This window comes from Chryseobacterium sp. FR048, from assembly GCF_056844665.1.
In genome coordinates this window covers 266,227-291,902 of sequence record NZ_JBXDSE010000002.1, presented here as the reverse complement: position 1 = coordinate 291,902, position 25,676 = coordinate 266,227, and the positions used below count along the sequence as shown (strand labels likewise).

The following is a 25,676-nucleotide window of genomic DNA, read 5'->3' as shown; positions in this document are numbered from 1 at the left end:
TTCCCCGTACAAAGACATTTGCACCCGAATAATTATTAAACCAAAATTTATGAGTGTAACATTACAAAAAGGGCAGACTATTAATTTTTATAAGGCCACAACGCCTATTATTATCTCCGTATTCGGGGTATACCTTACCATAGGAATTGCCTTGGGAGTACTCCCGAAGTTTGTCCAGAACAATTTAGGATTTGACAGCCTTATCATAGGACTTGTCATTGGGCTTCAGTCTCTTTCAACGCTTATGACCAGAGCATATTCCGGAAAGATAACGGATACCAAAGGAGCGAAAAAAAGTAAAATGACCGGTGTTATCTTAGCTATTATTGCCGGGGTAGCTTATATTTTAGCCGTAGTATTACAGACAGACCGCTTTTTGGCTCTATTTTTTTTAGTGTTGGCAAGAATCATTCACGGAATAGGAGAAAGTTTTCTGGTTACCGGAGCATTAACCTGGGGAATAGGTCTGGTAGGGCATTCCAACTCAGGAAAAGTAATGACCTGGAACGGAATAGCCATGTACGCCGGGATTGCCATCGGAGCCCCTCTGAGTATCTGGCTGAGCAGGGAATTCAGCGTTCTGCCTGCAATTGTTCTTATTGCATTGCTTCCGTTGGTAAGCTGGCTGTCTACCGCAAAACTGCCTTCTATTCCTGTGGATAAAGATCACGTAAGAACTCCTTTTTACAAAGTGATCGGGGCCATATCCGGACAAGGGCTCAGTCTGGCATTTTCATCAATGGCATTTGGGTGTATTGCATCTTTCATCGCTTTATTTTTTACAGAAAAAAACTGGGGGGATGCCTCTCTTGCTTTTATGGCTTTCGGAATCTGTTATGTGCTGACCAGAGTGCTTTTTGCTTCATGGCCAGATCGATATGGAGGTTTCAAAATTGCCTTTATTTCTTTGATCATTGAGGTAATAGGACAGGTACTGATCTGGACTTCAATTTCGAAGACCCTGGCGATTATCGGATGTGGACTGACTGGAATTGGATTTTCACTGGTTTTTCCTGCTTTAGGCGTTCTGGCGATTCAAAAGGTGAAACCTCAGATGCGGGGAACTGCTTTAGGAGCTTATGTAGCTTTTGTTGACCTTTCATTAGGACTTGCAGGGCCAATAGCCGGATTGATCGCAGGATGGCTTGATTATCAGTCGGTCTATTTATTCGGAGGCATCAGCTGCGTTCTCTCCATTATCATTTTATTATTTAACAAAAAATAAATACCTTTTTTATGATAACGAATTCAATGAAGACAAGAAAAATACGCTCAGTATTTATTGTTAAAAACAAAAAATTCATCACTCCGCATCTTATTCGTGTGGTATTTGAAATAGATGAATCTCAGGCTGAGTTATTGGCTTCTGTACATTCCGGTTCCAATAATAAAATCTTTATTCCTTCTTCCTCCGAAGACAGTAATGAGCCATTGGTAAGAACTTATACAAATCGAAAGATCGACCTGGAAAACCGGGAATTGACGGTAGATTTTGTATCTCATGGGGATCATGCTCCCGCTTCGGCATGGGCATTAAAAACAGTTCCCGGAGACTCGTTGGAAATAGGAATGAAAGAAAGTACAAGACCTCTGGTTCCTGATGCTGATTTTTACCTTCTTGTGGGAGATGCAACAGCTTTACCTGTAATCTGCTCTATTGTGGAGCAGCTGCCTTCCTATGTAATAGCAAAAGTAATACTGGAAGTACATGGGAAAGAGGATGAACTCGTTTTATGTTCCGCAGCAGATATTTCTGTGGAATGGCTTCATAATCCCCAACCGGAAAAAGGTAGCCGCCTTGCCGAATATACCCGGAAAGTGGTCTTTCCTCCGGGAGTTCTAAAAGAATATGTTTACATTGCCGCTGAATACACTACAGTCCATGAGCTCAGAGATTATTTTAAAGGCACTCTGCAGTGGGACTCACACGGCATATATGCATGTTCTTACTGGAAAGCCGGGCAATCTGAGGGCGAACATTCTGAAAAAGACTGAATATAAGTAAAAACAAAGGCAGATAAAGCATTTATCATTACATTTGCCTATGACTGATTTAGACTCTATGGAAGAATTACTGATTTCATATATTAAAAGTAAAATATCGGTAACAGAGGAAGAAATGGCTATCATTCTATCTTATTTTAAACCGATCAGACTAAAGAAGAAGGAGCTGCTTCTTACCAACGGTCAATCCAGCCAGAGAACTTTTTTTGTAACGTCAGGATGTCTGCGGATATTCTTTATCAATGAAGAAGGGCAGGATTCCACCAGATATTTTGCTTTTGAAAATCAGTTTGCTACTGCACTGGTGAGTTTTATTACTTCTGAGCCCTCTGAAGAATTTATTCAGGCTGTGGAAGATTCGGAAGTCTACTACATTACCCACAAAAATTTCTATCATTTGCTGGATATTATTCCGCAATGGGAAAAATTTTACAGAATTTATCTTGAAATCGCCTATGTGACCAATACGAAAAGACTGATGTCTTTTCTTGTTCAGGATGCCCTCGAAAAGTACCGTCAGCTTCTGGATGAGAATCCTATCATCGTCCGCAGGCTTTCCAACAAAATGGTGGCATCGTATCTCAATATTTCACAGGAAACACTGAGCAGGCTGAAGTCAAAACTTTGATCGCTCTTTTTGACTCAGGTCAATGTTTTAAAAGGTGTTGATTTCCAAATTTGTATTCTTAATTTTTTAAAACAATGGTAAATCTTCAGTCTCAGCCTCTGGATCTTTTCATGGGCATTATCCTGTTTAAACATAAAATAACTGCTCAGACTTTTCATATAAAAGTTCAGAGTCCTGCTTTTTCACAGATGCAGTACACAACAGGAATGATGATAGAATTTTATTGGTCGAATCCCTCTTATACGACTCAGAATAAGAGCAGGAAATATACTTTCTGGGAATATGAACCGATCCGCCATACCGCTGATTTTGCCGTTACCTTTTCTGATCATGAAGAAAAACATTGGCTGGAAAACCTTCAGGAAGGAGATCTTCTTTTTTTCAAAATTCCTTCTAATTCTTTTATTTTGGATCTTAGTGCGGATCATTATTTCCTCATTGGTGATGTGAAGGCATTACCCGGTTTATATGAGCTCAACAGAGCTTTGCCTGTAAGTAAAACCATCACCAGCCTGATATATGCAGAACAGGAAAGTGATCTTTTTCCGGATCTGGATCACAGCTTTCCTTTAAATAGTTATAGCATTCAGCCTATTGATCCTTTAAAGATTCTGGAATATATACAAAAACACTTTCCAAAAAATATTCCTGATGTCATCGCTTACATCCTTGGTGATTCAAGTACTTTTATCTATGAATATCTGAAAAATCATTCTACTTTTGACCTCCGGAATGTCTATATAAATTCATTGTGAAGAAGAACGTCATTGAAATAAAGCATGGATCAATCCTTCTGAAACTCGAAACTTTATTTTTTTAGAATGAATAAGATAATGAAGTAGAGTGTTCACACGAAATCATTTAATTTTACTGATCAAAGACGAAATTAAAATATCATTATCTGGCCAGGTTCAGTAAAAAGTTATGGTCATATAACTCTGTTGTTAGGCCTCTAAAACCCTTTATTTAAAGGAAAATTAATCTTCAATTGTTTTTTTTGAAAAAAATTAAGCCTTATATTTGCATTAATGTTAAAATGGATTTCCATATTATGCTCAATGATGTATGTGCTGGCTACCACCAATGCGGGGGAAGTACTTAAGGTACCTATGTTTGTGGAACATTATATGGAATATCACGGAAGTCTTTCAGAATTTGTCATGGAACATTATGACAATCATAAAAAAGATGCTGACTGGGATGCTGATCAGAAGTTACCTTTTATCAATCCTCCTATTGTACTCACTGTACATGCCCAGCTTCCGGAGCTCAGTTTCGAGATCAAAAAACCTAAAGAAATTGCTGTTCCTCAGAAAAACAACATCTATCAGGAAAAAGACTTTTCCAACCTTTACCTTTCCAGTATTTTCCAGCCTCCACGGCTTTCTTAATTGATTTCAGATTGAAAACCAATGCTTTAAACTCTTATTTAAGGCACTCAATTCTTGTTACATATCAATAATCCGTTGCCGTTTGTAGCCTTTTTAAGCCAAAAACAAAACTTTACTTAGATAAGGTTTTCACAAATTTAATTGTAATGATTATACGACCCAATTTGTGACTTAGCTAGCTAAAATGTTTAAGAACTTTTGTATTAAGCTGTTGAAATATTCTTATAAGCTGTTCCGGGTTATCAATTAATAATTTTTTCATGTTAAATAAAATTATTGAGTTTTCTGTAAAGAATAAACTCATCATTGCCTTGTTTACAGTGGGACTCGTCCTTTTTGGAATTTATGAGACCACCAGACTTCCCATTGATGCACAGCCTGATATTACCAATAATCAGGTTCAGATCATTACCACAGCTCCGTCTTATGGAGCGGCAGACATAGAACGGCTTGTTACGTTTCCTATCGAGCAGGCCACCAGTAATATCAGCGGTATCACCGAGCTCCGCAGTCTTTCACGCTTCGGGCTTTCTCTGGTGACTGTAGTTTTTGATGACAAAACAGATGTATATTGGGCCCGGCAGCAGGTACAGGAACGTTTACAGCTGGTACAGGACAATATTCCTGCCGGCATTGGAAAACCTGAACTCGGGCCTATTTCCACAGGACTGGGAGAGATCTTCCAATATGTGGTACGTCCGAAAAAAGGATATGAAAATGTATATGACGAAACGGAACTCAGAACCATTCAGGACTGGGTCGTAAGACGTCAGTTGCTGGGGACAAAAGGAGTCGCAGACGTCAGCAGCTTCGGAGGAAAACTGAAGCAGTATGAAATAGCAATCAATCCCAATAAGCTTCAGGCATTCAACATCAATATCAATGATGTTTTCACGGCGCTGGAGAGCAACAATCAGAATACCGGAGGAGCTTATATCGAGAAAAAAGAAACGGTCCTTTTTATCAGAAGTGAAGGACTTCTGGGCAGTACGGAAGACATCGGAAACATTCAGGTAGCTGAAACTAAAGAGGGCATTCCTGTCCATATCAAAGACGTTGCGTCTGTAAAAATCGGGTATGCTACCAGATATGGAGCTATGACCTATAATGATACGGGCGAAGTTTCCGGAGCTATTGTCTTGATGCTAAAAGGAGAAAATGCCAACGAAGTAATCGCCAATATCAAACAAAGACTGGAAAAAATCCAGGAATCTTTACCTGAAGGAGTGGTTATTGAGCCTTTCCTGGACCGCGCCAAAATGGTAAACAATACGATCAGTACGGTAAAGACCAACCTGATGGAAGGGGCTTTGATCGTTGTTTTTATCCTTGTTCTGTTCTTAGGAAACTTCAGAGCCGGATTATTAGTTGCCTCGGTAATTCCCCTGGCTATGCTCTTTGCCATCATTATGATGAATATCTTTGGTGTAGGAGGGAATCTGATGAGCCTTGGGGCGCTGGATTTCGGTTTGATTGTGGATGGTGCCGTCATTATTGTGGAAGCCGTTCTGCATCAGCTGGCCCATAAAAAGCATTTCGGAAAAGACAATATGCTCAGCAAAAAGGAGATGGATGAACAGGTTTCAGGTTCAGCAACGAAGATGGTCAATAGCGCGGTTTTCGGGCAGATTATTATCCTGATCGTTTACCTTCCGATTTTCACGCTTCAGGGTATTGAAGGTAAAATGTTCAAACCTATGGCCCAGACCGTAGCATTCGCTCTTATTGGAGCATTTATCCTTTCTCTTACTTATATTCCGATGATGAGTTCATTGGTTTTGAGCAAAAAGAAAAAAGAAAAAGAAAATATTTCAGACAGAGTGATGTCTAAAGTAGAAACAGGTCATCAGAAGCTCCTGATGAAAGCCCTTAAATACAGAAAAACCATTATTCTTACCGTTTTGGTTCTTTTTGCAGGTGCTGTATTCACTTTGTCCAGAATGGGAGGCGAATTTATTCCATCGCTGGAAGAAGGGGATTTTGCTGTGGAAATGAGAATCCTTCAGGGAAGCAATATCAGTGAAACGAAGAAAGTAACGACACAGGCTTCCGGAATTCTTCTAAAACAGTTTCCGGAAATACAGAAGATCGTTGTAAAGATCGGAAGTGCTGAAATTCCTACAGAACCAATGCCTATGGATGCCGGAGATATGATTATTGTGCTAAAACCTAAAAAAGAATGGACTTCTGCAAGCTCATTCCCGGAGCTTTCCGAGAAAATGAGCAAAGCTTTAAGTGTGATCCCGGGATTGACGACCAGTTTTCAGTTTCCTGTACAGATGCGTTTCAACGAATTGATGACCGGAGCAAGACAGGATGTTGTCTGTAAAATCTATGGTGAAAACCTGGACAGTCTTACGATTTATGCCAAAAAACTGGGAAGCGTCATCAATACTGTAAAAGGCGCTCAGGATCTTTATATAGAACCTGTAGTAGGAGCTCCGCAGGTGGTTATTGATTACAACCGCTCAGAACTTTCACGTTATAACATTTCTGTAGCAGACATAAACAGAGTCATCAATATGGCATTTGCAGGACAGACGGCAGGTGCTCTGTATGAAGGAGAGAAAAAATTTGACATTGTGGTGCGAATGGATAATGAACATAAAAAGGATATTACAAGTATCCGGAATCTTCTGGTTCCTACAGCTTCCGGAGAGCAGGTTCCGTTATCCCAACTGGCAACAGTGGAACTTAAGGAAAGTCCGAATCAGATCCAGAGAGAAGATACCAAAAGAAGAATTATCGTTGGATTTAATGCAAGAGGGCGAGACGTACAGTCTATTGTGGAGGAACTACAGCAGAAAGCGGGCAAAAATCTTAAATTTTCTCCCGGATATACCATTGCTTATGGCGGTACTTTTGAGAATTTAAATGAAGCAAAAGCCAGACTGGGGATTGCTGTTCCTATTTCTTTAGTCATGATCTTCCTTTTGCTGTTCTTTGCTTTTGGTTCTGTAAAACACAGTTTGCTGATCTATACCGCAATTCCTTTATCCGCTATCGGAGGCGTTTATTTTCTGGCGTTGAGAGGAATGCCTTTCAGTATCAGTGCAGGGGTAGGGTTTATTGCCTTATTCGGGGTTGCCGTATTGAACGGAATTGTACTGATTTCAGAATTTAACCGATTGAAAAAAGATGGAGTAACCAACACCAGCAGAATTGTGCTGATGGGAACAAAGATCAGGCTTCGTCCGGTTTTGATGACCGCTTTTGTAGCTTCTTTAGGATTCCTTCCAATGGCATTAAGCAACGGGGCCGGAGCTGAAGTACAGAGACCTCTGGCAACAGTGGTTATCGGTGGTCTGATGCTCGCTACTCTTTTAACCTTATTTGTACTTCCTATTCTCTACGTCTTATTTGAACATATTAATAAAGATAAAATGAAATTCTCTAAAAAACTCAACTATAAAAAGCTGTCTGTTTTACTGGTATTGCTGTCCTTCGGAAGTATTCAGGCCCAGGAAAACATTACTTATGATCAGGCTTTGGAAAAAGCTTTTCAACAGAACGGAACGCTTAAAAATTCAAAATTAATTTCTGAATATCAGGAAAAACTGAAGGCAAGTTATCTGGATATTCCACAATTGGAAGTTACAGGCGGATTTGGGCAGATTCAGGGAGAAGAAACTGATAATTCGTTCGGAATTTCTCAAAGGTTCAGTTTTCCTACGGTGTATTCCAAAAGAAAGCAGATGCTGGATGCGGAATGGACGGCAAGTGTGATCAGTCAGAATCTGACCAAGGTACAGCTTACCAAAGAGGTTACGGATGTTTTTTACAGAATTTTAGTGCTTCAGGAAAAGAAAAAAGTATTGGAATACATCAGCCAGCTGTATACCAGTTTTGCTGAAAAAGCTTCTTTAAGACTAAAAAAAGGAGAAGCCAATGTCCTGGAAGAATCTACAGCAGAAATTCAGAAGGAACAGATCAAAGTACAGCTGAGCAATCTTGAAAATGATCTCAATATCTCAAAACTTCAGCTTCAGGTATTGCTGCAATCTGAAAAACCTTATCAGCCTGTTGCTGAAAAGCCTACGATGGATATTGGGCTTCAGATCTCAGAAGATAGGGTAAAACAACATCCGGAACTTCAGTACCTGCAGCAGCAGATCAAAGTGGGAGAGGCTGAAGTACAGCTTGAAAAAAGCAGACTGCTTCCCGAGCTTCTTGTAGGATATACCAACCAGAGTATGAAAAACATCAACAATAACCGTTTCAATTCGGTGCAGGTAGGTGTGGGACTTCCTTTATTTACGAAAGGGCAGCGGGCATTGGCAAAAGCAGCACAGGCAAAAATTGCAATTACTGAAAACCAGTATCAACGTAAAGAAATTGAACTCAGAAACAGATTGGGACAGCAGATCAGTAATTATATGAACCAACAAAGAATCATCGAAAATTATGAACAGAAACAGCTTCCAAAGTCTGAAACGATCTTAAAAACAGCACAAAAGCAAATGGAAGTGGGAGAAATTGATTATCTGAACTGGGTCATATTAGTCAATCAGGCCGTAAAAACAAAAGCAGATTATATTGACCAACTGGAAAGACTCAATCAGATCGGAGCGGAACTTAATTTCTTAATTTCAAAATAACAGCGTAATGCATTTCAAAAAAACATCAATATACAGCCTTGTACTGGCACTTGTTTTATCTTCATGCTCAGGAAAGAAAGAAGAGGAAAAGACTGTCTATGAAAATACCAAGTTTAGTAAAAGCGTCGAAAACACCGTGCATCTTACTGAAAAGCAGCTTCAGTCTGTAGGCGTAACGACCACTTCCATCCAAAACAGAAATATGGAAAAGCTGGTACGCCTGAACGGGAAAGCAGAAATTGCTCCTTCTCATATCAGTTCAGTGTCCAGCATTATGGGCGGGCATATCAAGTCCATCAATGTGATCAATGGCAGTCATTTCAGCAAAGGACAGGTACTTGCCGTAGTAGAAGATCCTCAGTTTATACAGCTTCAGCAGGATTATCTGGTAACCAAAGCCCAATTGGAGGCTGCGAGACTGAATTTTACCCGTCAGAAAGATCTGAACACAAGCAAAGCCAGCAGTGATAAGACGATGCAGGCAGCACAGGCAGACTATTCTACTTTAAATGCAACATTAAAAGGGCTTGAAGAGAAGCTTCGCATTATCGGGATCAACGCCAAAGGCCTGACTACCGGAAATATCCGAAGTAAAATCAATATTTATGCGCCATTTAGCGGTTTTGTAAGTAAAATACTGGTGAATAACGGGCAATATATCAACCCTGCCGATACTTTGTTTGAACTGATCAATCCAGCCGGATTACTGTTGGAATTAAAAGTTTTTGAAAACGATGTGAATGACGTGAAAGTAGGCCAGGAAATTCTGGTATACAACAATCAGAAACCTGATGTAAAATCCAATGCTAAAATTGTAAGCGTGGTACCCAGTATTGAAGCCGGAGGTGCTGCAACAGCTGTAGCCAAATTATCTTCCATGAATTCTGAATTTGTAAAAGGGATGTACATCAATGCGGAAGTGAATATCAGCAGCCGTTATACCCAGGGGCTGCCGAACGAAGCTGTCGTAGCTTTTGAGAATAAAAATTATGTTTTTGAAGACCTTGGAAAGTCCAATTACAAAATGATTCCTGTGGTTACCGGAATTTCGGATGATCAGTTTACAGAAATTATCAAAGCAGATTATTTAAAGGATAAGAAAATTGTACAGAAAGGAGCTTACAGTCTTCTGATGATGCTGAAAAACAAAGCAGAATAGCAACATCCTATTTTCTAATCTATGAAAGCAAAAAAGAACTATTTTACAGACGGGTCTTTTTTGCTTTCTTTTTTTTCATACAGGTTCAGTTTTATAAAAAAGGCTTCCAGATCTCTCCAATCCTGATAAGTAAATAAAAATTCTTCCTTATTGACAGGAATATTGGGAGTGAAATTATAATGATCACATCCAAAACACAGATCAATAGCTTCCCATTGATGAGCCTTATAGATGAAAATAGTATGGTGCGGTTCAAAACAATAGGCACCATCCCAATATTTATCTTTTTTCTGCCCTTTTATCATGTTGATAAACTCCTCACGTAATTCCGGAGATAATAAGACCTGTTTTTTTATTATTTCTTCGTTGGGTCTGCTATTTTTAAGTAATGTTCTCCTTTGTGTTATAGGTACTTTTCCGGGTTTCCAAATATCAATAAGGAGATCTTCGTGATGGGTCAGCAAAACGCTGTCTGCTTCTTTAAGGTATTCTACCAGCCTCTCATTGGCATGTTGAGAGAAAACGGATATTGAGCTTACCATTAAGCATAAAATAAATAATCTGCGCATTATGATTATAATTGAATTTTTCTTCGGCATCTGTCATAAATAAATCCTATCACCGGATACAGAATTCCCGTATTAGCCACTTTTTCAAAAATATAAAACCCAAACTGACCATCCAGTTTTACAACTCTCATTCTTTCAAACTGGAATAATAAATCACTTCCGAAAATAAATATGGAAACCATAAAAGCTAAGAGAACAGCAAAAGATAAACCTTCATTTTTAATTTTCCGGAGAGAAAACAGATACCCGATCCCGGTAATTCCCAGTAAAATAAGATCGGTAGTGATATGGCTTGTCATATCCGAACTGATCCCAAAGAGATCACCAATAGCACCAGATAGAGTCTGAGCAGCACTCATGGCCATCATTGCGCCGATCATCGTTATATACATCGCGATATATGACGAAAAAGCAATGAGCATGATTATTATCCCAACGATCAGTCCTTTATTTCTCTTCATGGTTATTGACTTAGCTGATAAAGATAATAAAAAAGGACAATGAGCCTGCTATCACTGTTTTTTTATTAATGATTTTTCAAAAATATTCACAAAAGCTGACATTTGACATATTTTCCAATATTACAGGTGTTATTTGATGCATAATTAATTTTAAAATGATATTTTTAACGGGAATAGTTTGAAAGGATTTTTTAGTCACATTATGAAAGAATTTTTTTGAAAATATGACAACAAAACCTTTACACAATTTCCATATTCCGGTAATGGGACTGGCTTATACAATAGACAGCCCGATTCGTGTTGCCCAATATGGAATATCTTCCGTAATCTCGATTATTGATGATGAAATCCTGGAAAGAATGAAAAACTTTTACAACAAAAAGTTTAATCTTGATTATCTGGGAATCTCAACAAAAACCGAAGATTACAGAGCCAAAAGAATCACCGCCTATCTGGATATGGTGGATGACATCGTGAATGAAAAATTTGAATCATTCAAACAGGAGCTCAGTAAAAACAAAGAGTCCTTAAAAGACTTTATAGCCATACTGCCCAATACCTCCGAACTGAAAAACAGCCTTCAAAACCTTATCAACCAAAAAGAAAACTGGGGTACTCATATCAGAAACTTTATTGAGTATAATCTGAAGCCGGGAAGTATTGATGTCAACATTATGACAAAAGTGGATAAGGATAATTACAGAAAAAACGAGCAGCTCCCCGTGATGTACAATGATGCCCATGCATCGCTCCGTGGGTTTGCCATGAGTAAACTATCTTCTTCTATGGTACTTTCTGCCGGGATGAATCCCCGTCTGTACAGTTATATGGAAGAATTTGAAGACTTTTTTCCGGACGAAAACGGAGTGATCAAAAAGAAGATCATCCTAAAAGTAAGTGACTTCCGTTCTGCTATGATCCAGGGAAATTTCCTGGCCAAAAAAGGACTTTGGGTCTCAGAATACAGAATTGAATCTGGGCTGAACTGCGGCGGACATGCATTTGCTACAGATGGAATGCTCCTCGGGCCTATCATGGAAGAATTTAAGCAAAAGAAAAATGATCTGATACAATCTGCTCACACCCTTATGGTTGCAGCTTTGGAGCAGAAAGGGAAACCTGTGGTAACAGAACCACTGGACATGAAAATTACAGTTCAGGGAGGGGTAGGGACTTCGGAAGAACATGATTTTTTGCTTCATAATTACCATGTGGACAGTGTAGGATGGGGATCTCCTTTTTTACTGGTCCCTGAAGCGACTTCTGTAGATACCGAAACCCGAAACCTGCTTGTACAATCCAAACAGCAGGATTTTTATTTAAGTAATATTTCTCCATTGGGAGTCCCTTTCAATACAGTACGGGGAACTTCGAATGAAATTTTGAAGTATCAAAAGGAAAGCAAAGGAAAATACGGAAGCTCATGCCCGAAAAAACTATTGGCGCTGAGCAAAGAATATTCTCAGGAAGGAACCTGCACGGCATCTAAAAAATACCAGGATATTAAACTGAAAGAGCTTGAAACGCTCCGGGAAACCTTAACAGAGGAAAATTATCACAGAAAGAAATCTGAAATTACAGATAAGGCCTGCCTGTGTGTAGGGCTTGTGAATGCAGCATACATGGAGCAGGATCTTGAAATAAAAGGAGAAAAACAGGGGGTTGTGATATGCCCCGGACCCAATATCGCCTTTTTTGATAAAGAAGTCTCACTCTCAGAAATGGTACAGCATATCTACGGCAACACCAACATCCTATCAGATAATCAGCGTCCGAATATGTTTATCAATGAACTGAAAATGTATGTTGATTATTTAAAAAAGGAAATTACAGATTCAGCCGCTCAGATTACACATTCCCAGACTAAAAAATGGAACAGTTTCAGGAAAAATGTTCTGGAGGGAATAGACTATTACCATAATCTGTTTACAACGTCATCATTTTTCAGAAACGGATTACAGACGATCAGCCTGCAACTGCAGCACTATAAACTGGAGCTTACAGCCATTGAAATACCACAGGCTGAAAAGTAACAGTATTTTTAATTGTATAGATGAGAAAAGCAGCTTTCACCCGGAGGCTGCTTTTTTGTATTGAATTTTTATAAACAGAAGATTGTGTTTTTTTTGCCACGAATGCACGAATTCTTTTTTATTTGTGTATTCTAAGACATCTGCAAATTATATATTATTAAATTTACAAAAGTTTCCTTTCTTTTTTTACCACAACCAATCCTTTATAGACAAATTTTCAACATACTGCATTAATAATAAAATTATCTTCTCTGCTATTTTATTCGTGCATTCGCGGCATAAAAAAATATTGCAGCCTAAAAAAATAAAGCTATCCGATACCTTTTGCATCATTGTATTTTTTTCAACAATAATCAATAATACATTATCCAAAATAATTGAGGAACCATCGGCTTTTTCATTTATAATAACTATGATTCGAATGTCTTTTTTGAATACTTTTCAGACCGATTATTCCTTACCTTAGAACTCACTTAGTAAAATTATTTTTATGGAAAAAAGAAAGATCAAAAACACCGATCTGAGCGTCGCTCCTATTAATTTTGGAGGCAATGTCTTTGGCTGGACACTGGACGAAAAACAATCTTTTGATATACTGGATCAGTTTACAGAAGCAGGTTTCAATTTTGTAGATACGGCAGATACCTACTCGTGGTGGGTGAACGGAAGAGGCGGACAGTCTGAAGAGATCATCGGAAAATGGATGAAAAACCGCGCCAACCGTAAAGATATTGTTCTTGCTACCAAAGTAGGTTCAGAAACAAAAGAACATGGTTTCGACATCAGTAAAAAGCACATTTTACAATCTGTTGACGAATCCTTACAAAGACTTCAGACTGATCATATCGATATTTATTATACCCATTTTGATGACCATACAACACCGGTAGAAGAAACACTTTCAGCGTATGACGAAATCATCAAAGCAGGGAAAGTACGTTATATTGCCGCTTCTAACCTTTCTCCTGAACGTTTGAAAGCTTCATTTGAGGCTTCAGAAAAGCATAATCTTCCTAAATATGTAGCATTACAGCCTCATTACAACCTGATGGAGAGAGAAGGATTTGAGAAAAATTATGCTCCTTTGGTAGAACAGTTTGATCTGAGTGTATTTCCATACTGGTCTCTGGCAGCAGGATTTTTGACAGGTAAATACCGTGATGAAGCAGATCTTACAAAGAGTGCAAGAGGAGAAGGAGCCAGAAAATATCTGAATCCTAAAGGCCTTGAAGTCCTGAAAGCTTTAGATCAGGTAGGAGAGAAGCATAATGTCCCTCAAAGTACCGTTGCCCTGGCATGGTTATTAGCCAATCCTTTGATTACGGCACCTATTGTAAGTGCTACCAGTGCCTCACAACTGGAAACCTTATTCAATGCTCCGAAACTTGTATTGGATAAAGAAGATCTTGATGTATTAAATAAAGCAAGCAACTGATTTTCAGATTTCATTATAGATTAAAATTAAATCCGTTCAGTCTGGTACTGAACGGATTTTTTATATTTTCCTAATGCTTAAAAGTTAATTAATTTGTAAGTTTTATTTAATCAGAATATTCTTTCAGAAGCTGTCTGTAACTCATTAAAATAGAAGATTTTGAAATAAACCCTATAAAATCATTCGTTTCACTTACTACAGGAAGATTCCATACTCCGGTATCATCAAAGGTCTGAAGGATTTCCAATGGTTTATCTTCGCGGTGAAGAATTGCCGGGGGAGCTTTCATCACCTGGATCAGCGTTTGTGCAGGATCGGTTTCTTTATTGAAAAGATAAGGTCTGATGTCATCAAGCGTAAGGATGCCTTTCAATTTTCTATTGTCATCTACTACAGCAAAAATGTTTTTATTTCCGTTTTTTACCAGTTCAAATAATTCTGAAATAGAAGCATTTTCATTAATCGTCTGTGAATATTTATCGATAAAATCGTCCGTTCTCAAAGCAAATAAAAGATTCTTATCATGTTTGTTGGTGAAGATCTTTCCTTCATCCGCCAAAGATTTCAGCTCCGGAGAAATAGGAGAGAACCATTTCGCAATAAGATAAGACATCACAGAAACAATCATCAGCGGGATAAACAAATCATAACCAAAACTTGATTCGGCAATCAGGAAGATCGCAGTAAGCGGCGCATACAATACACCACTCATTGCACCGGCCATTCCTACAAGAACAAGGTTGGTCACAGGAACATCAGTGAATCCTATATGCTGGCAAACCAACGCAAACAAATAGCCCAAAGTTCCTCCTGCAAAGAGTGAAGGGGCAAAATTTCCACCATTCCCCCCACTGAATATGGTAAAAGAAGTGGCAAATGCTTTTAAAAGCAAAACCAGCACTAAAAATATGATGATCGTCCAGTCTCCAATCTCAAAATATCTGAAAAAACTATTCTCAATAATCGAGTAGGTATTTCCATTGGTAAAAGCCTTTACCGTTTCATATCCTTCCCCGAATAAAGGCGGAAACAGCACACAAAGCAGGGAAAGCACAGCACCTCCAAACATCGCTTTACGCATTCTTGAAAGCTTAAGCCCTTTGATAAAATGTTCCACTTTCTGAGAGATGATCACAAAATAGCGTGCATACAACCCAGTGACCAATCCCAGGATAAGATAATATGGTACATTTTTATAATTGAAAGGATCTCTTGTATAAAATCTGAAAAGAACGTCTTCCTGCAGCAAAATTCTCGACAAAAGACTGCCGCAGACTGCCGCTACCACCAACGGAATAAAATCCGTAAAAACGACTCCCGTCAGCAAAATTTCAAAGGCAAACATTATTCCTGCAATAGGCGCGTTGAATGCAGAAGCAATCCCTGCTGTGGCACCCGCAGCCAAAAGTAAGGTACGCTCTTTATAACTGAGTCTGTATGTTTGGGCATAGTTTGATCCGATGGCTGCTCCTGTAACGGCTATCGGGCTCTCTAATCCTGCAGAACCTCCCAGTCCAACCGTAATGGCACTCTGAATAACCTGTGAATACATTTTAACGGAAGCTACAATACTGGAGTTCTGTGCAATCTCGTACAAAATAGCCCCAATTCCTTTTCGGTCCTGACCTTTGAAAAGAGAAAGAACAATCAAAGTAGTAAGAACAATCCCTAAAAAAGGGAAAACGATATAAAATAAAATCTGGTATTCAAAATGGACTTTATTGGTAATGAAATAATGGATATTGTGTACCAGGGTTTTCAGGATCACTCCTGCGAGACCCGCCGTACAGCCTACCAGGATTCCGGAAAGTACCAGAAACTGATTCCGGCTCAATCTGTTGTTCAGCCAATGCAGAATAAGCTCATAACTGCGTGCTTTTTCTAATCCGTATTTCTGGAAATCTCTTTTAAATTTAAGGAAGCTTAGGTACTTTTTTTTGTTGTGAATTTTCACCGGGGAAACGTTTTAAAACTGTCATCAAATTGATACAGCACTGTAAATTTATGAAATATCTTACAAAAACCCGTAAAACGATCTTTTTAAAAACTATAATCTTATTTTTTTAACACCAGGAATACGGAAAGGATTTTTATGAATTGTATGTCTGTTTTTGTTCGCAAGGGCATTTCATTTAGCAATGTACCCAATAAGGTGTCTCTTCTAAATGTCAGCGTTTCTGTGAGCGGAATTCTTCATTCTTATAATAAAGAACTTTGTGAAGGCTGCGTTGGAAAAAACTTCAATATTTTTTATCGCAAAGGAATAGTAATTCGGATGCTTTATTTTAAGGGAGCTTAGGGGAAGCTACTTCATCGATGATGAAGCGATATGATTATACACACGCTTCAACGAATCAACTTTGTTGATTCCAGCCTTTGCTCCCTAAAGTAAATACAAAGAAACTAAGACTTTGCGTCAAAAAATAAAAGGCTTCAATATTTTTATCACAAAGAAATAATGATTTAGAATACACTATTTTAAAAGTGTAAAAAGGAAAATACTTTGTTAGTTTGGGGTGCGCATTTTCATCATATGATCTATCCATCAATGATTTTTGTTGAATCCGAAATAAAGTAATTTTAATGTATTCATATTTGAAGTTCAAAATTTCTTCAAAATTTAATCATAGCTTTATCGCATGAAAATTTTAATCGTTGAGGACGAAGCAGAACTGGCCAAAAGTATTTCCGAATATCTTTCCGGAGAAAGCTATCTCTGTGAGTCTGCCGGTACATTTACTGAAGCTATGGAGAAAATAGAAGCATTCGACTATGACTGTATTTTATTAGACATAATGCTTCCGGATGGCAACGGACTTCAACTTCTGGAGGAAATAAAAAAGCTACAGAAAGAAGACGGTGTTATTATCATTTCTGCCAAAAATGCCCTGGATGACAAAATTGAGGGACTGAAACTGGGGGCAGATGATTATCTCACCAAACCTTTTCACCTTTCTGAGCTTATGGCAAGGGTATATTCCATCATTCGCAGGAAGCAGTTCAGCAGCTCCAATGTGGTGAAACAGAACGAACTCCAAATTGATCTTTTGGCTAAAACAGTAGCGGTAAATGATGAAATAATTTCATTAACGAAGAAAGAATTTGATCTTCTGATCTATTTTATCGGAAATAAAAATAAAGTGATTTCTAAAAGTACACTGGCAGAACATCTTTCCGGTGACTTTGCTGATATGTTGGACAATCATGATTTTGTATATGCCCATGTAAAAAACCTTAAGAAAAAACTGTATGATGCCGGATGTAGCCATTATCTTAAAACAGTATATGGAACAGGCTATAAATGGGAGATTTAATGGTAATGATATATTTTTACAGATCACATAATTAATAGTAAATTGCAAATAAAAACAGATTCTGCACCGCCAAAATTTAAACAACAAAATTCATTATTCATTTGAAACCTCTACTGACCAAAACCACAAAACCTTTTCTTATCTACGTACTGATTGTACTGATGATCAGTATTCCCGTGTATTATTTTGTGGTAGATACCATCTGGCAGGATGAACTGGACGAACATAACCAGATTATTGTAGAGAAAACAGCCTACGAATTTAATCAGCTGAAATTATCGGATGAAGCATTGGAGAAAAGTCTTGAATTATGGAACCACATTCAGCCCGAAACAGATATTGAAAAGATTTCTGCTGACCAGATCAAAAGAGATACTGTTTACACCTATGAAAAGCACCTTCCTTTCATCTCGGAACAAAAAAAAGAACGGTACAGATGTCTTAAAAAAGTGATCTACATTCAAGGCAAGCCTTACCTTTTTACCATTCAGACCAATATTGAAGAATCACATGAGACGATTGCTGTAATTGCCATGATTACAGTATTTTTCTTTGTGGTAATTGTAGTGGGACTTCTATATCTGAACAGGAAACTTTCTGCGTCGATCTGGAAGCCATTCAGAGGTACTTTGGATCAACTGAAAACATTTAATCTTAACAGTCAGAATAAGATAGTCTTCCCGGCTTCCGATACGTCTGAATTTGAAGAGCTCAATCAATCTCTTTATAAACTGATAGAGCGCAATGTGTCTGCCTATAAAACTCAGAAAGAATTTACGGAAAATGCTTCTCACGAGCTGCAGACCCCATTGGCTATCATCAAAAACAAACTGGATCTTTTGCTCCAGGATCAGAACCTTACCGAAAAACAATACCGTCTAGCAGAAGATATGAACAGGGCTCTTACCAGAAGTTCCCGAATCAATAAAAATCTTTTGCTATTGGCGAAAATTGACAATAACCAGTTTGATAACACGGAAACAATTTCATTTGATCATCTTTTGAATCAAAGTATTGCCATTCTTGAAGAACATTTTGAACAAAAGAATATTTCCGTACAGGAAAGTATTTCTAAAGATGTAAAAGTAAACGGGAACAGTATTCTGTGTGAAATTCTGATCAACAACCTTATTATCAACGCTATTCGCCACACATCTCCAGAAGGTGCTATAGCCATTAGTCTTACTCAGTCTGCTTTTGAAATTTCAAATTCAGGGACTGACAGGCTGAACCCGGATTTACTTTTCAAAAGATTCTCAAAGCTTTCAACAGATAACAGTGGCAGCGGATTGGGTTTATCGATTATTCAGGAAATCTGTAAGTTTCATCATTGGAAAATCAGCTATCGATTCGAAAACAATCAGCATATTTTCACTGTTAATTTATAGTTAAAAAATAGACAGACTCCGGCAATTCAAAATTTCTTCTAAATCAGGTTGCACCTTTGTATAGAAAACATACTGAGGTATAAATTTTATTTAGAAATGATTTTAAAAATTGTCTTATTATTCGCAGGAACCATACTTGCATTCTGGATCAGCGCTATTTGCGGTGGTGGTGCAAGCCTTATTCTGATTCCCATCCTGAATCTGTTGCTTCCTGCATCACTGGTGCCTTTCTCTTTGACGATTGGTACTTTTACAAGCTCTGCATCCCGAATCGCCGTATTCAAACAGCATATCAACTGGAAAATATTTTTATGGTTCGTTCCATTCTCCATTCCGGCGGTATTGCTTGGAGCTTTTCTGATCAAATATGTTAACCCGAACTATTTACAGCTGATCGTTGCTTTCTTTCTGATTGCCAACCTTCCGCAGCTTTTTGCTTCTAAAAATAAAACTGAAGACATCGGAAAAGAATATCCGAAATCAGCACTGGCTCTTATCGGGTTTTCTGCAGGGTTTATTTCAGGGATTACAGGTGCTGTTGGGCTTCTTTTCAATCGTTTTTATTTAAAATTCGGTCTTAAAAAAGAAGAAATTGTAGCCACACGGGCGGCCAATGAAGTATTCCTTCACCTTATTAAGCTTATCATTTACATTTCATTAGGATTGTATTCGAATACAGCATTATGGCTGGGAATAGCTATTGCGGTTGCTGCAATTGTTTCTTCATATACGGTGAAATACATTCTGCCGCATCTTAGTGAAAATCTGTTTAAGAAAATAGGATATGGAGCGATGGTGGTATCTGGGATCACCTTATTCACTGGAACTTCTGGAAAAATCATTCAACAGGATCAGATTGTAATCACGAATTCATCTACCCAACAGAAAAAGGTATATTCTATGTCGTGGAGAGATACCAAAATGGCCCTTGAATATAAAACGAGTAAAGGATTTGAATTTGAAAAGAGTATCCGCCCGGATGATTTATCTGAAAATCTTAAGGAAAAATACCATACCCTGATGGAGCATTATGATGAAGTTCATATTGAGAAAGTCTATGCTTTCGGGAAAGCGATTACTCATGAATTTTATTGTTATAAGAATAATGTGCTGACCAAGTTTAAAGTATGATAATTAGAAAACTCTTTTCAATTCTACTTTAAAAAGCAGATCTGCAAGAGAATAGATACAAAGTAATCATAAAAGACAAACAGGATGAGAACAGCGAATAAAGTAGCGGCCGTCACATTGCTTTTCTGGCTCATGAAAATTGTAGCGACCACATTAGGAGAAACACTTGGTGATTTTATTTCCATGACACTCAATTTAGGGTATGTTGTAGGTATTCTGGTCACCCTGGTATTTTTTACCATCATTTTACTGGTACAGCTGAATGTAAAAAAATATATCCCGGCGGTATACTGGCTGGTCATTATAGGAACCACAACTTTAGGAACGGAAATTTCGGATTTTATTGACAGAACCTTAAAAACAGGATATCTTGTAGGAAGCCTGATCCTGCTTTCCGGGCTTTTGGTCTCACTCTTTTTGTGGTATAAAAAATACGGAAACCTTGAAGTTTATCCGATTTCTGAACGAAATAAAGAGTTCTATTACTGGACAGCCATACTGTTTTCCAATAGCCTGGGAACAGCCTTTGGAGACTTCCTGAGTGATAATCTGGGATTGGGATATATGACAGGAGCTTTGGTGACGGGACTGATTATACTGATTGTAATTATGCTTCATTATTTCACGAAACTCAACCATGTTCTGCTGTTCTGGATCGCCTTTGTCTTTACCAGACCGTTTGGAGCTACGTTCGGAGATCTTTTAACGAAACCTTTGGCTAAAGGCGGGCTGGACCTTGGAACGCTTAATGCCTCTCTGATCTCCCTCTTTCTTATGGTAGTGATGATTTTTATTTCACAAAGAAAACAGAATAAGGAACTCCCTTTTCAAAATGAATAACTCAAGTTTCAATAATAACGAAGAAGATTAAAAAGATTAGATAGAATGGATAGAACAAAACTGTTATTTTTTCCGGCTTGCGTGGTCGTTTCGTCCCTGGCTTCTGCACAGACAACTTCTGTGACGGCATCAGGAAGGGTTACCAATAAAGATAAAACAGCATTGCCTTATGCGAATATTATTTTAAAAAAAGAAAAAGACAGCACTTTTGTTGCTGGAACCATTACCAATGAAGAGGGAAGATTTTCTCTCACCGGCATCAAACCGGATCATTATCTTCTGGAGACCTCCATTGCCGGATACACTACTCAGATCCAGCCCGTTTTTGTAGGAAGTCTTTCTGAATTTCTGGAAATTCCGATCATCGAACTGGGGCAAAAAGAAGATACGGAAACCAAAATAGAAGCCATTACGATTACCGCTTCCAAAAAGAATGAAATTGATAATAAACTCGATAAAAAAACATATTCTGTAGCAGATAATATAAGCCAAAGCGGCGGATCAGTATTGCAAAGCATGCAAAACCTTCCCGGAATTACGGTACAGGATGGAAAAGTACAGCTGAGAGGAAATGATAAAGTAACGGTACTTATTGACGGCAAGCAGACTGCTCTTACAGGTTTCGGAAGTCAGACGGGGCTGGATAATATTCCTGCTTCCGCCATTGATAAAATTGAGATCATCAACAATCCTTCCTCAAAATATGATGTCAACGGAAATGCGGGAATCATCAATATCATCATGAAAAAGAATAAGCAGAATGGCTGGAACGGTAAGGCAGGATTCACAACAGGCTTAGGATCACTTTGGGTAAGAAAGGAAAACCTTCCGGGCATCAGACCTCAGTATACGATGACTCCCAAAATAAACCCTTCACTATCGCTTAATTACAGAAAAAATAAAGTCAACCTGTTTTTACAGGCTGATAACCTGTACACAGAAACGCTGAATAAAAATGAATTTGTCACCCGGACCTATGATGACGGAACCGTGATCAATTCTCAGCTGAAAAGAAACAGAAATACCAATTTCTTTACCACCAAAGCAGGGATTGACTGGAATATTGATTCACAAAATACATTAACGGTTTCAGGAATGTATGGGAGTGAAAAGATCATTGACCGTGGAGACCAGCCTTTCTTCAACGGAGATCTTTCACAACGTCTGCGTCTTTGGCAGTTTTTGGAGGATGAACTGAAAACCACCGTAATGGGAACAGCTTCTTATCAGCATAAATTCAAAGAAGCAGGCCATGTATTGAATGTGGGCTTCAACTATACTTTTCACAGGGAAGATGAAAAATATTTTTATGACAATTATCTTCTGGCTTCCACAGGAACAGATGCTTTTAAATTATTATCTGATGAACAGGTCTATGATTTCAACGTAGATTATGTAAAACCTTTAAAATACGGAAGAATAGAAACCGGGATTAAACTAAGAAGCAGAAGTATCCCCACTAATATGAACTTCATTCCTGGAGCCAATTCAGTGCTGGATTTTTCTGCAGGAGGAAAAGCCGATTATAAGGAATTTATTCCCGCCGTCTATGGAAATTATGTCTTCGAAAATGAAAAATGGGAGGCTGAGCTGGGTCTCAGGCTGGAATATGTAAGGATTGAATATGACGTCAACCCTAATCATCCGACTTATAAAAGTGACGGATACAATTATACGCAGCCTTTCCCCAATTTCAGACTGGCATATAAGCTTGATGACCACAATAAGTTCTCTGTCTTTTACAACAGAAGGGTAGACCGTCCCAATGAAGTCGACATCCGGATCTTTCCAAAATATGATGATGCTGAGATTATTAAGGTAGGAAATCCTGCTTTGCGCCCTCAATTTACCAATTCCATCGAACTTGGATATAAACATACCTGGGACAATGGTTATCTGTATTCTGCATTGTATCACCGTTTTGCCAACGGAACGATCACCAGAATTTCCAGTACGGTGCCGGGAAGCACGCTCATTTATGCCATATTCCAGAATGCAGGAAGAAGCTACAATACAGGTCTGGAAGCCATCTGGAACCAGAAGATCTCCGGGGTATATTCATTCAATATCAACGGAAATCTTTACCGTAACCAGATCAATGCTTTTTCTGTACAAAACCTTTACCCGCAACCTAATGTCTTTTCTGCAGACCAGCAGTCCGCCATTTCAGGAAATATCAAAATGAATAATGTTTTCCATTTTGCAAAAGGATGGGATGCACAGTGTACCCTTGTCTATCTGGCACCGGATATTATTCCGCAGGGAAGAATCAAATCAAGATTTTCGATGGATGCAGGGGTGAAAAAAGCGATTCAGAAAGGAAAGGGCGAATTGTTCTTCAACGCTTCTGATCTGCTGAATACCATGGTGATCAAAAAATCGATTCAGGGGATGGGATTCGCTTATACCAGTAATGATTATTATGAAACTCAGGTCGTACGGCTGGGGTATAGTTATAAATTTTAAAAAAACTGAAATTATAAATGTGATTTAGGATGGAAAAGCATTTTCAAAAAGCATTGATTTATATCATGATTTTAAGTTCTGCTTTCAGTAGACTCAATGCTCAGAGCTCAAATGATACTGTTACTGTTCAGAAACAGGTACAGGATAGTGTAACAATGGCCGGTATTCAAAAAAATAAGCTGAATTATAAAAGGCTTATCGTTCCTGCCGCATTAATAGGATATGGAGTGGCCGGTCTGGCAATGGATAACCTGAAGCAGCTTAATAACTCAACAAGAACGGAAATCAATGAACATCAGCCTGCCCGCATGAACCTGGATAATTATACGCAATATGCACCTGCAGCAATGGTATACGGGTTCAATGCAATAGGAATAAAAGGAAAACATAATCTGAGGGACCGTACCATTATCTACGCTTCTTCACAATTGATTGTTGCAGCCTTTACCATGCCTTTAAAGTATCTTGTAAAAGAGGAAAGGCCTGACGGATCCAATACATTGTCTTTTCCATCCGGACATTCTGCCACGGCTTTTTCTTCCGCTCAGTTTATGTTCAGAGAATATAAAGACACCAATTTCTGGCTAAGTCTTTCCGGCTATCCGTTGGCTATTTTCACAGGAGTATACCGGATGCTGAATGATAAACACTGGCTGGGAGATGTAATTGCAGGTGCCGGTTTTGGAATTCTTTCCACAGAACTGGCGTACTGGCTGTTCCCAAAGGTTGATCTTCTGCTTCGGGGTAAGAATAAAAGTAAAAATGCACTTTCATCTACGATAGTCATGCCGTTTTATCAGAATAAGGCAGTAGGGATAGGCCTGGTGAAGACCTTTTAAACTCTACAAAATATAGAAATGTGCTTTGCAGTTTATCTTAAAATAAAATCGCCATTCAGCTCTGAATGGCGATTTTTTATTGTACAGATTTTCCTGATAGAAAGGGACCCATCGGTCTAATGCAATTTTTACCTGTTCTGGCTGATTATAAAAAGGATAGAAAAAATATTATTGAACCTTTCTTGAATAGATTAAGGTTCTGTTGGCCCCATTTTCAAAATAGATTCTGTTGGTAAGATTGTCGCGGTAAATGGTTTCCTGTGTCTTTCCAAAATAGAAAAATTTCTTGTTTTGAAAAACAGGTTTAGGCAAGTCTACTTTAGGTAAAAGTGGGGTATTAATCTTAGCAGTGTCTTTATAATACAGGCTTTTTATATCATAATCTTTTTTCATTTGTGCATTTATAAAATCGCAGAGAAAGAATATTGCAATGAGAAAGAAGCCTTTTTTCATGACGTCTGGTTTTTTATTAAATATAAGCTTTTTATTTGAATTATACTGATAATGAAATTATTAAAAAACAATCAATTAATAAATTATCTCAAACGGCTTGAATAAAGTTTACCAAAACTGGGGCAGACTGAATCCGTCATTTATACTACTTTTGCCTTGCGTACGACCTTTGCCAATAATCCGGGGAAAAACCTTTTCAGGTATACACCCAGTACTTCTTTACCCCCAATTGCTTTCTGGTTTTTCTGTTGTCTGATAGCATTGAGCATTTTTTTAGCAAAAACATCAGCAGACATCCCATTCATTGTGGCGTCATCCATTGTCCCCTGTGCAGAGCCGTCTCCGGTGACAGCATGAACGGAAATATCAGTTTGTATAAACCCGGGACAGATAATGGTAATATGAATATTCTGATCATACAATTCTGCCCGCAGTGCGTCGAAAAAACCGTGCAGCGCGTGTTTTGCACCGGCATATCCGCTCCGCATGGGAGCCCCGAATATACCCATAAGACTGGAAACTACGGCAATCTGTCCACGACCAGCTTTGATCATGTAGGGAAGAACCGCTTTGGTAAGTGCTACAGTTCCGATATAATCAACCTCGATTAAGCGTTTATCAACTTCTATATCCGTTTCTATAGCAAGAGAACGCTGAGACAGTCCGGCATTGTTGATAAGAAGATCAATTTTTCCAAATTTTTCTACTGCTTTTGCTGCCATATCAGGCATATCTTTATAATGGGCAAGATCCAGAGGAAGTACAGCAAATCGGTCCGGGCTAAGTCCTGCTTTTTCAGCAACCGTGAAGAGCTGTACTTCTTTCCTTGACGAAAGAATAATTTTAGAGGTCGTGTTCATGGCCAGTTCTTTCACAAGAGCTTCTCCGATTCCGGATGATGCACCGGTAATCCAAATGACTTTTCCATCAAAATAACTGTTCATAGGTGTGGGCTAAGATGTTCAAC

20 protein-coding genes are annotated in these 25,676 nt (G+C 38.4%); 15 read left to right on the top strand and 5 right to left on the bottom strand.

Features of this window, described 5'->3' with window-relative positions:
- Positions 1-49: 49 nt before the first annotated feature.
- From AC106K_RS06240 to AC106K_RS06210, 7 genes are all read left to right on the top strand, one after another.
- A complete protein-coding gene (locus tag AC106K_RS06240; RefSeq protein WP_482443817.1) occupies positions 50-1,225 on the top strand; it encodes an MFS transporter in 1,176 nt (391 codons plus the stop codon).
- Between the two features lie 11 nt (positions 1,226-1,236).
- Positions 1,237-1,995 carry a siderophore-interacting protein gene (locus AC106K_RS06235; RefSeq protein WP_482443815.1) on the top strand — a complete coding sequence of 253 codons (759 nt, stop codon included), beginning with the start codon at positions 1,237-1,239 and terminating at the stop codon, positions 1,993-1,995.
- A 67-nt stretch (positions 1,996-2,062) separates the two neighbouring features.
- Complete coding sequence (locus tag AC106K_RS06230) at positions 2,063-2,632, top strand: Crp/Fnr family transcriptional regulator (RefSeq protein WP_482444748.1); 570 nt, start codon at positions 2,063-2,065, stop codon at positions 2,630-2,632.
- A gap of 74 nt (positions 2,633-2,706) precedes the next feature.
- On the top strand, positions 2,707-3,387 hold the full coding sequence (locus AC106K_RS06225) for an SIP domain-containing protein (protein WP_482443813.1): 681 nt from the start codon (positions 2,707-2,709) through the stop codon (positions 3,385-3,387).
- Between the two features lie 273 nt (positions 3,388-3,660).
- Positions 3,661-4,023: a hypothetical protein gene (locus tag AC106K_RS06220; RefSeq protein ID WP_482443811.1), complete on the top strand. Its 363-nt coding sequence runs from the start codon at positions 3,661-3,663 to the stop codon at positions 4,021-4,023.
- A gap of 260 nt (positions 4,024-4,283) precedes the next feature.
- Positions 4,284-8,621: a CusA/CzcA family heavy metal efflux RND transporter gene (locus tag AC106K_RS06215; RefSeq protein ID WP_482443809.1), complete on the top strand. Its 4,338-nt coding sequence runs from the start codon at positions 4,284-4,286 to the stop codon at positions 8,619-8,621.
- A gap of 7 nt (positions 8,622-8,628) precedes the next feature.
- A complete protein-coding gene (locus AC106K_RS06210; protein ID WP_482443808.1) occupies positions 8,629-9,780 on the top strand; it encodes an efflux RND transporter periplasmic adaptor subunit in 1,152 nt (383 codons plus the stop codon).
- A gap of 38 nt (positions 9,781-9,818) precedes the next feature.
- On the opposite strand, the gene AC106K_RS06205 is transcribed toward AC106K_RS06210, so the two are convergent.
- Complete coding sequence (locus AC106K_RS06205) at positions 9,819-10,322, bottom strand: hypothetical protein (RefSeq protein ID WP_482443806.1); 504 nt, start codon at positions 10,320-10,322, stop codon at positions 9,819-9,821.
- Between the two features lie 32 nt (positions 10,323-10,354).
- Positions 10,355-10,810, bottom strand: a complete 456-nt coding sequence (locus tag AC106K_RS06200) for a hypothetical protein (RefSeq protein ID WP_482443804.1) — start codon at positions 10,808-10,810, stop codon at positions 10,355-10,357.
- Between the two features lie 224 nt (positions 10,811-11,034).
- On the opposite strand from AC106K_RS06200, the gene AC106K_RS06195 reads away from it, so the two are divergent.
- Entirely contained in the window at positions 11,035-12,843 is a 1,809-nt protein-coding gene (locus AC106K_RS06195; protein ID WP_482443802.1) for a hypothetical protein, read from the top strand.
- A 490-nt stretch (positions 12,844-13,333) separates the two neighbouring features.
- Positions 13,334-14,278 carry an aldo/keto reductase gene (locus AC106K_RS06190; RefSeq protein ID WP_482443801.1) on the top strand — a complete coding sequence of 315 codons (945 nt, stop codon included), beginning with the start codon at positions 13,334-13,336 and terminating at the stop codon, positions 14,276-14,278.
- 106 nt (positions 14,279-14,384) lie between these two features.
- Here AC106K_RS06190 and AC106K_RS06185 read toward each other — a convergent pair whose 3' ends face one another.
- Complete coding sequence (locus AC106K_RS06185; protein WP_482443799.1) at positions 14,385-16,232, bottom strand: chloride channel protein; 1,848 nt, start codon at positions 16,230-16,232, stop codon at positions 14,385-14,387.
- A gap of 685 nt (positions 16,233-16,917) precedes the next feature.
- Here AC106K_RS06185 and AC106K_RS06180 point away from each other — a divergent pair.
- The 6 genes from AC106K_RS06180 to AC106K_RS06155 all read left to right on the top strand — a co-directional run bounded on the left by AC106K_RS06180 (position 16,918) and on the right by AC106K_RS06155 (position 24,256).
- Positions 16,918-17,592 carry a response regulator transcription factor gene (locus tag AC106K_RS06180; RefSeq protein WP_482443798.1) on the top strand — a complete coding sequence of 225 codons (675 nt, stop codon included), beginning with the start codon at positions 16,918-16,920 and terminating at the stop codon, positions 17,590-17,592.
- A gap of 101 nt (positions 17,593-17,693) precedes the next feature.
- Entirely contained in the window at positions 17,694-18,980 is a 1,287-nt protein-coding gene (locus AC106K_RS06175) for a sensor histidine kinase (protein ID WP_482443796.1), read from the top strand.
- 96 nt (positions 18,981-19,076) lie between these two features.
- On the top strand, positions 19,077-20,111 hold the full coding sequence (locus AC106K_RS06170; RefSeq protein ID WP_482443795.1) for a sulfite exporter TauE/SafE family protein: 1,035 nt from the start codon (positions 19,077-19,079) through the stop codon (positions 20,109-20,111).
- 84 nt (positions 20,112-20,195) lie between these two features.
- The gene (locus AC106K_RS06165; RefSeq protein WP_482443793.1) at positions 20,196-20,951 is read left to right on the top strand and encodes a COG4705 family protein; all 756 of its coding nucleotides are present in this window, start codon (positions 20,196-20,198) and stop codon (positions 20,949-20,951) included.
- Positions 20,952-20,996: 45 nt separating this feature from the next.
- Complete coding sequence (locus AC106K_RS06160) at positions 20,997-23,417, top strand: TonB-dependent receptor domain-containing protein (protein ID WP_482443791.1); 2,421 nt, start codon at positions 20,997-20,999, stop codon at positions 23,415-23,417.
- A gap of 29 nt (positions 23,418-23,446) precedes the next feature.
- Complete coding sequence (locus AC106K_RS06155; RefSeq protein WP_482443790.1) at positions 23,447-24,256, top strand: phosphatase PAP2 family protein; 810 nt, start codon at positions 23,447-23,449, stop codon at positions 24,254-24,256.
- A gap of 168 nt (positions 24,257-24,424) precedes the next feature.
- Here the strand turns inward: AC106K_RS06155 and AC106K_RS06150 are convergent, their stop codons facing one another.
- Positions 24,425-24,709: a hypothetical protein gene (locus AC106K_RS06150; protein WP_482443788.1), complete on the bottom strand. Its 285-nt coding sequence runs from the start codon at positions 24,707-24,709 to the stop codon at positions 24,425-24,427.
- Positions 24,710-24,849: 140 nt separating this feature from the next.
- Positions 24,850-25,653: an SDR family oxidoreductase gene (locus tag AC106K_RS06145; protein WP_482443787.1), complete on the bottom strand. Its 804-nt coding sequence runs from the start codon at positions 25,651-25,653 to the stop codon at positions 24,850-24,852.
- Positions 25,654-25,676: the final 23 nt, after the last annotated feature.

Bases quoted from the DNA above. Each gene is read 5' to 3' on its own strand.
- AC106K_RS06205 (WP_482443806.1), bottom strand. From the start codon at position 10,322: ATGGTAAGCTCAATATCCGTTTTCTCTCAACATGCCAATGAGAGGCTG.
- AC106K_RS06235 (WP_482443815.1), top strand. From the start codon at position 1,237: ATGATAACGAATTCAATGAAGACAAGAAAAATACGCTCAGTATTTATT.
- AC106K_RS06150 (WP_482443788.1), bottom strand. From the start codon at position 24,709: ATGAAAAAAGGCTTCTTTCTCATTGCAATATTCTTTCTCTGCGATTTT.
- AC106K_RS06155 (WP_482443790.1), top strand. From the start codon at position 23,447: ATGGAAAAGCATTTTCAAAAAGCATTGATTTATATCATGATTTTAAGT.
- AC106K_RS06170 (WP_482443795.1), top strand. From the start codon at position 19,077: ATGATTTTAAAAATTGTCTTATTATTCGCAGGAACCATACTTGCATTC.
- AC106K_RS06165 (WP_482443793.1), top strand. From the start codon at position 20,196: ATGAGAACAGCGAATAAAGTAGCGGCCGTCACATTGCTTTTCTGGCTC.
- AC106K_RS06215 (WP_482443809.1), top strand. From the start codon at position 4,284: ATGTTAAATAAAATTATTGAGTTTTCTGTAAAGAATAAACTCATCATT.
- AC106K_RS06230 (WP_482444748.1), top strand. From the start codon at position 2,063: ATGGAAGAATTACTGATTTCATATATTAAAAGTAAAATATCGGTAACA.
- AC106K_RS06180 (WP_482443798.1), top strand. From the start codon at position 16,918: ATGAAAATTTTAATCGTTGAGGACGAAGCAGAACTGGCCAAAAGTATT.
- AC106K_RS06160 (WP_482443791.1), top strand. From the start codon at position 20,997: ATGGATAGAACAAAACTGTTATTTTTTCCGGCTTGCGTGGTCGTTTCG.
- AC106K_RS06240 (WP_482443817.1), top strand. From the start codon at position 50: ATGAGTGTAACATTACAAAAAGGGCAGACTATTAATTTTTATAAGGCC.
- AC106K_RS06145 (WP_482443787.1), bottom strand. From the start codon at position 25,653: ATGAACAGTTATTTTGATGGAAAAGTCATTTGGATTACCGGTGCATCA.
- AC106K_RS06200 (WP_482443804.1), bottom strand. From the start codon at position 10,810: ATGAAGAGAAATAAAGGACTGATCGTTGGGATAATAATCATGCTCATT.
- AC106K_RS06210 (WP_482443808.1), top strand. From the start codon at position 8,629: ATGCATTTCAAAAAAACATCAATATACAGCCTTGTACTGGCACTTGTT.
- AC106K_RS06220 (WP_482443811.1), top strand. From the start codon at position 3,661: ATGTTAAAATGGATTTCCATATTATGCTCAATGATGTATGTGCTGGCT.
- AC106K_RS06195 (WP_482443802.1), top strand. From the start codon at position 11,035: ATGACAACAAAACCTTTACACAATTTCCATATTCCGGTAATGGGACTG.
- AC106K_RS06225 (WP_482443813.1), top strand. From the start codon at position 2,707: ATGGTAAATCTTCAGTCTCAGCCTCTGGATCTTTTCATGGGCATTATC.
- AC106K_RS06190 (WP_482443801.1), top strand. From the start codon at position 13,334: ATGGAAAAAAGAAAGATCAAAAACACCGATCTGAGCGTCGCTCCTATT.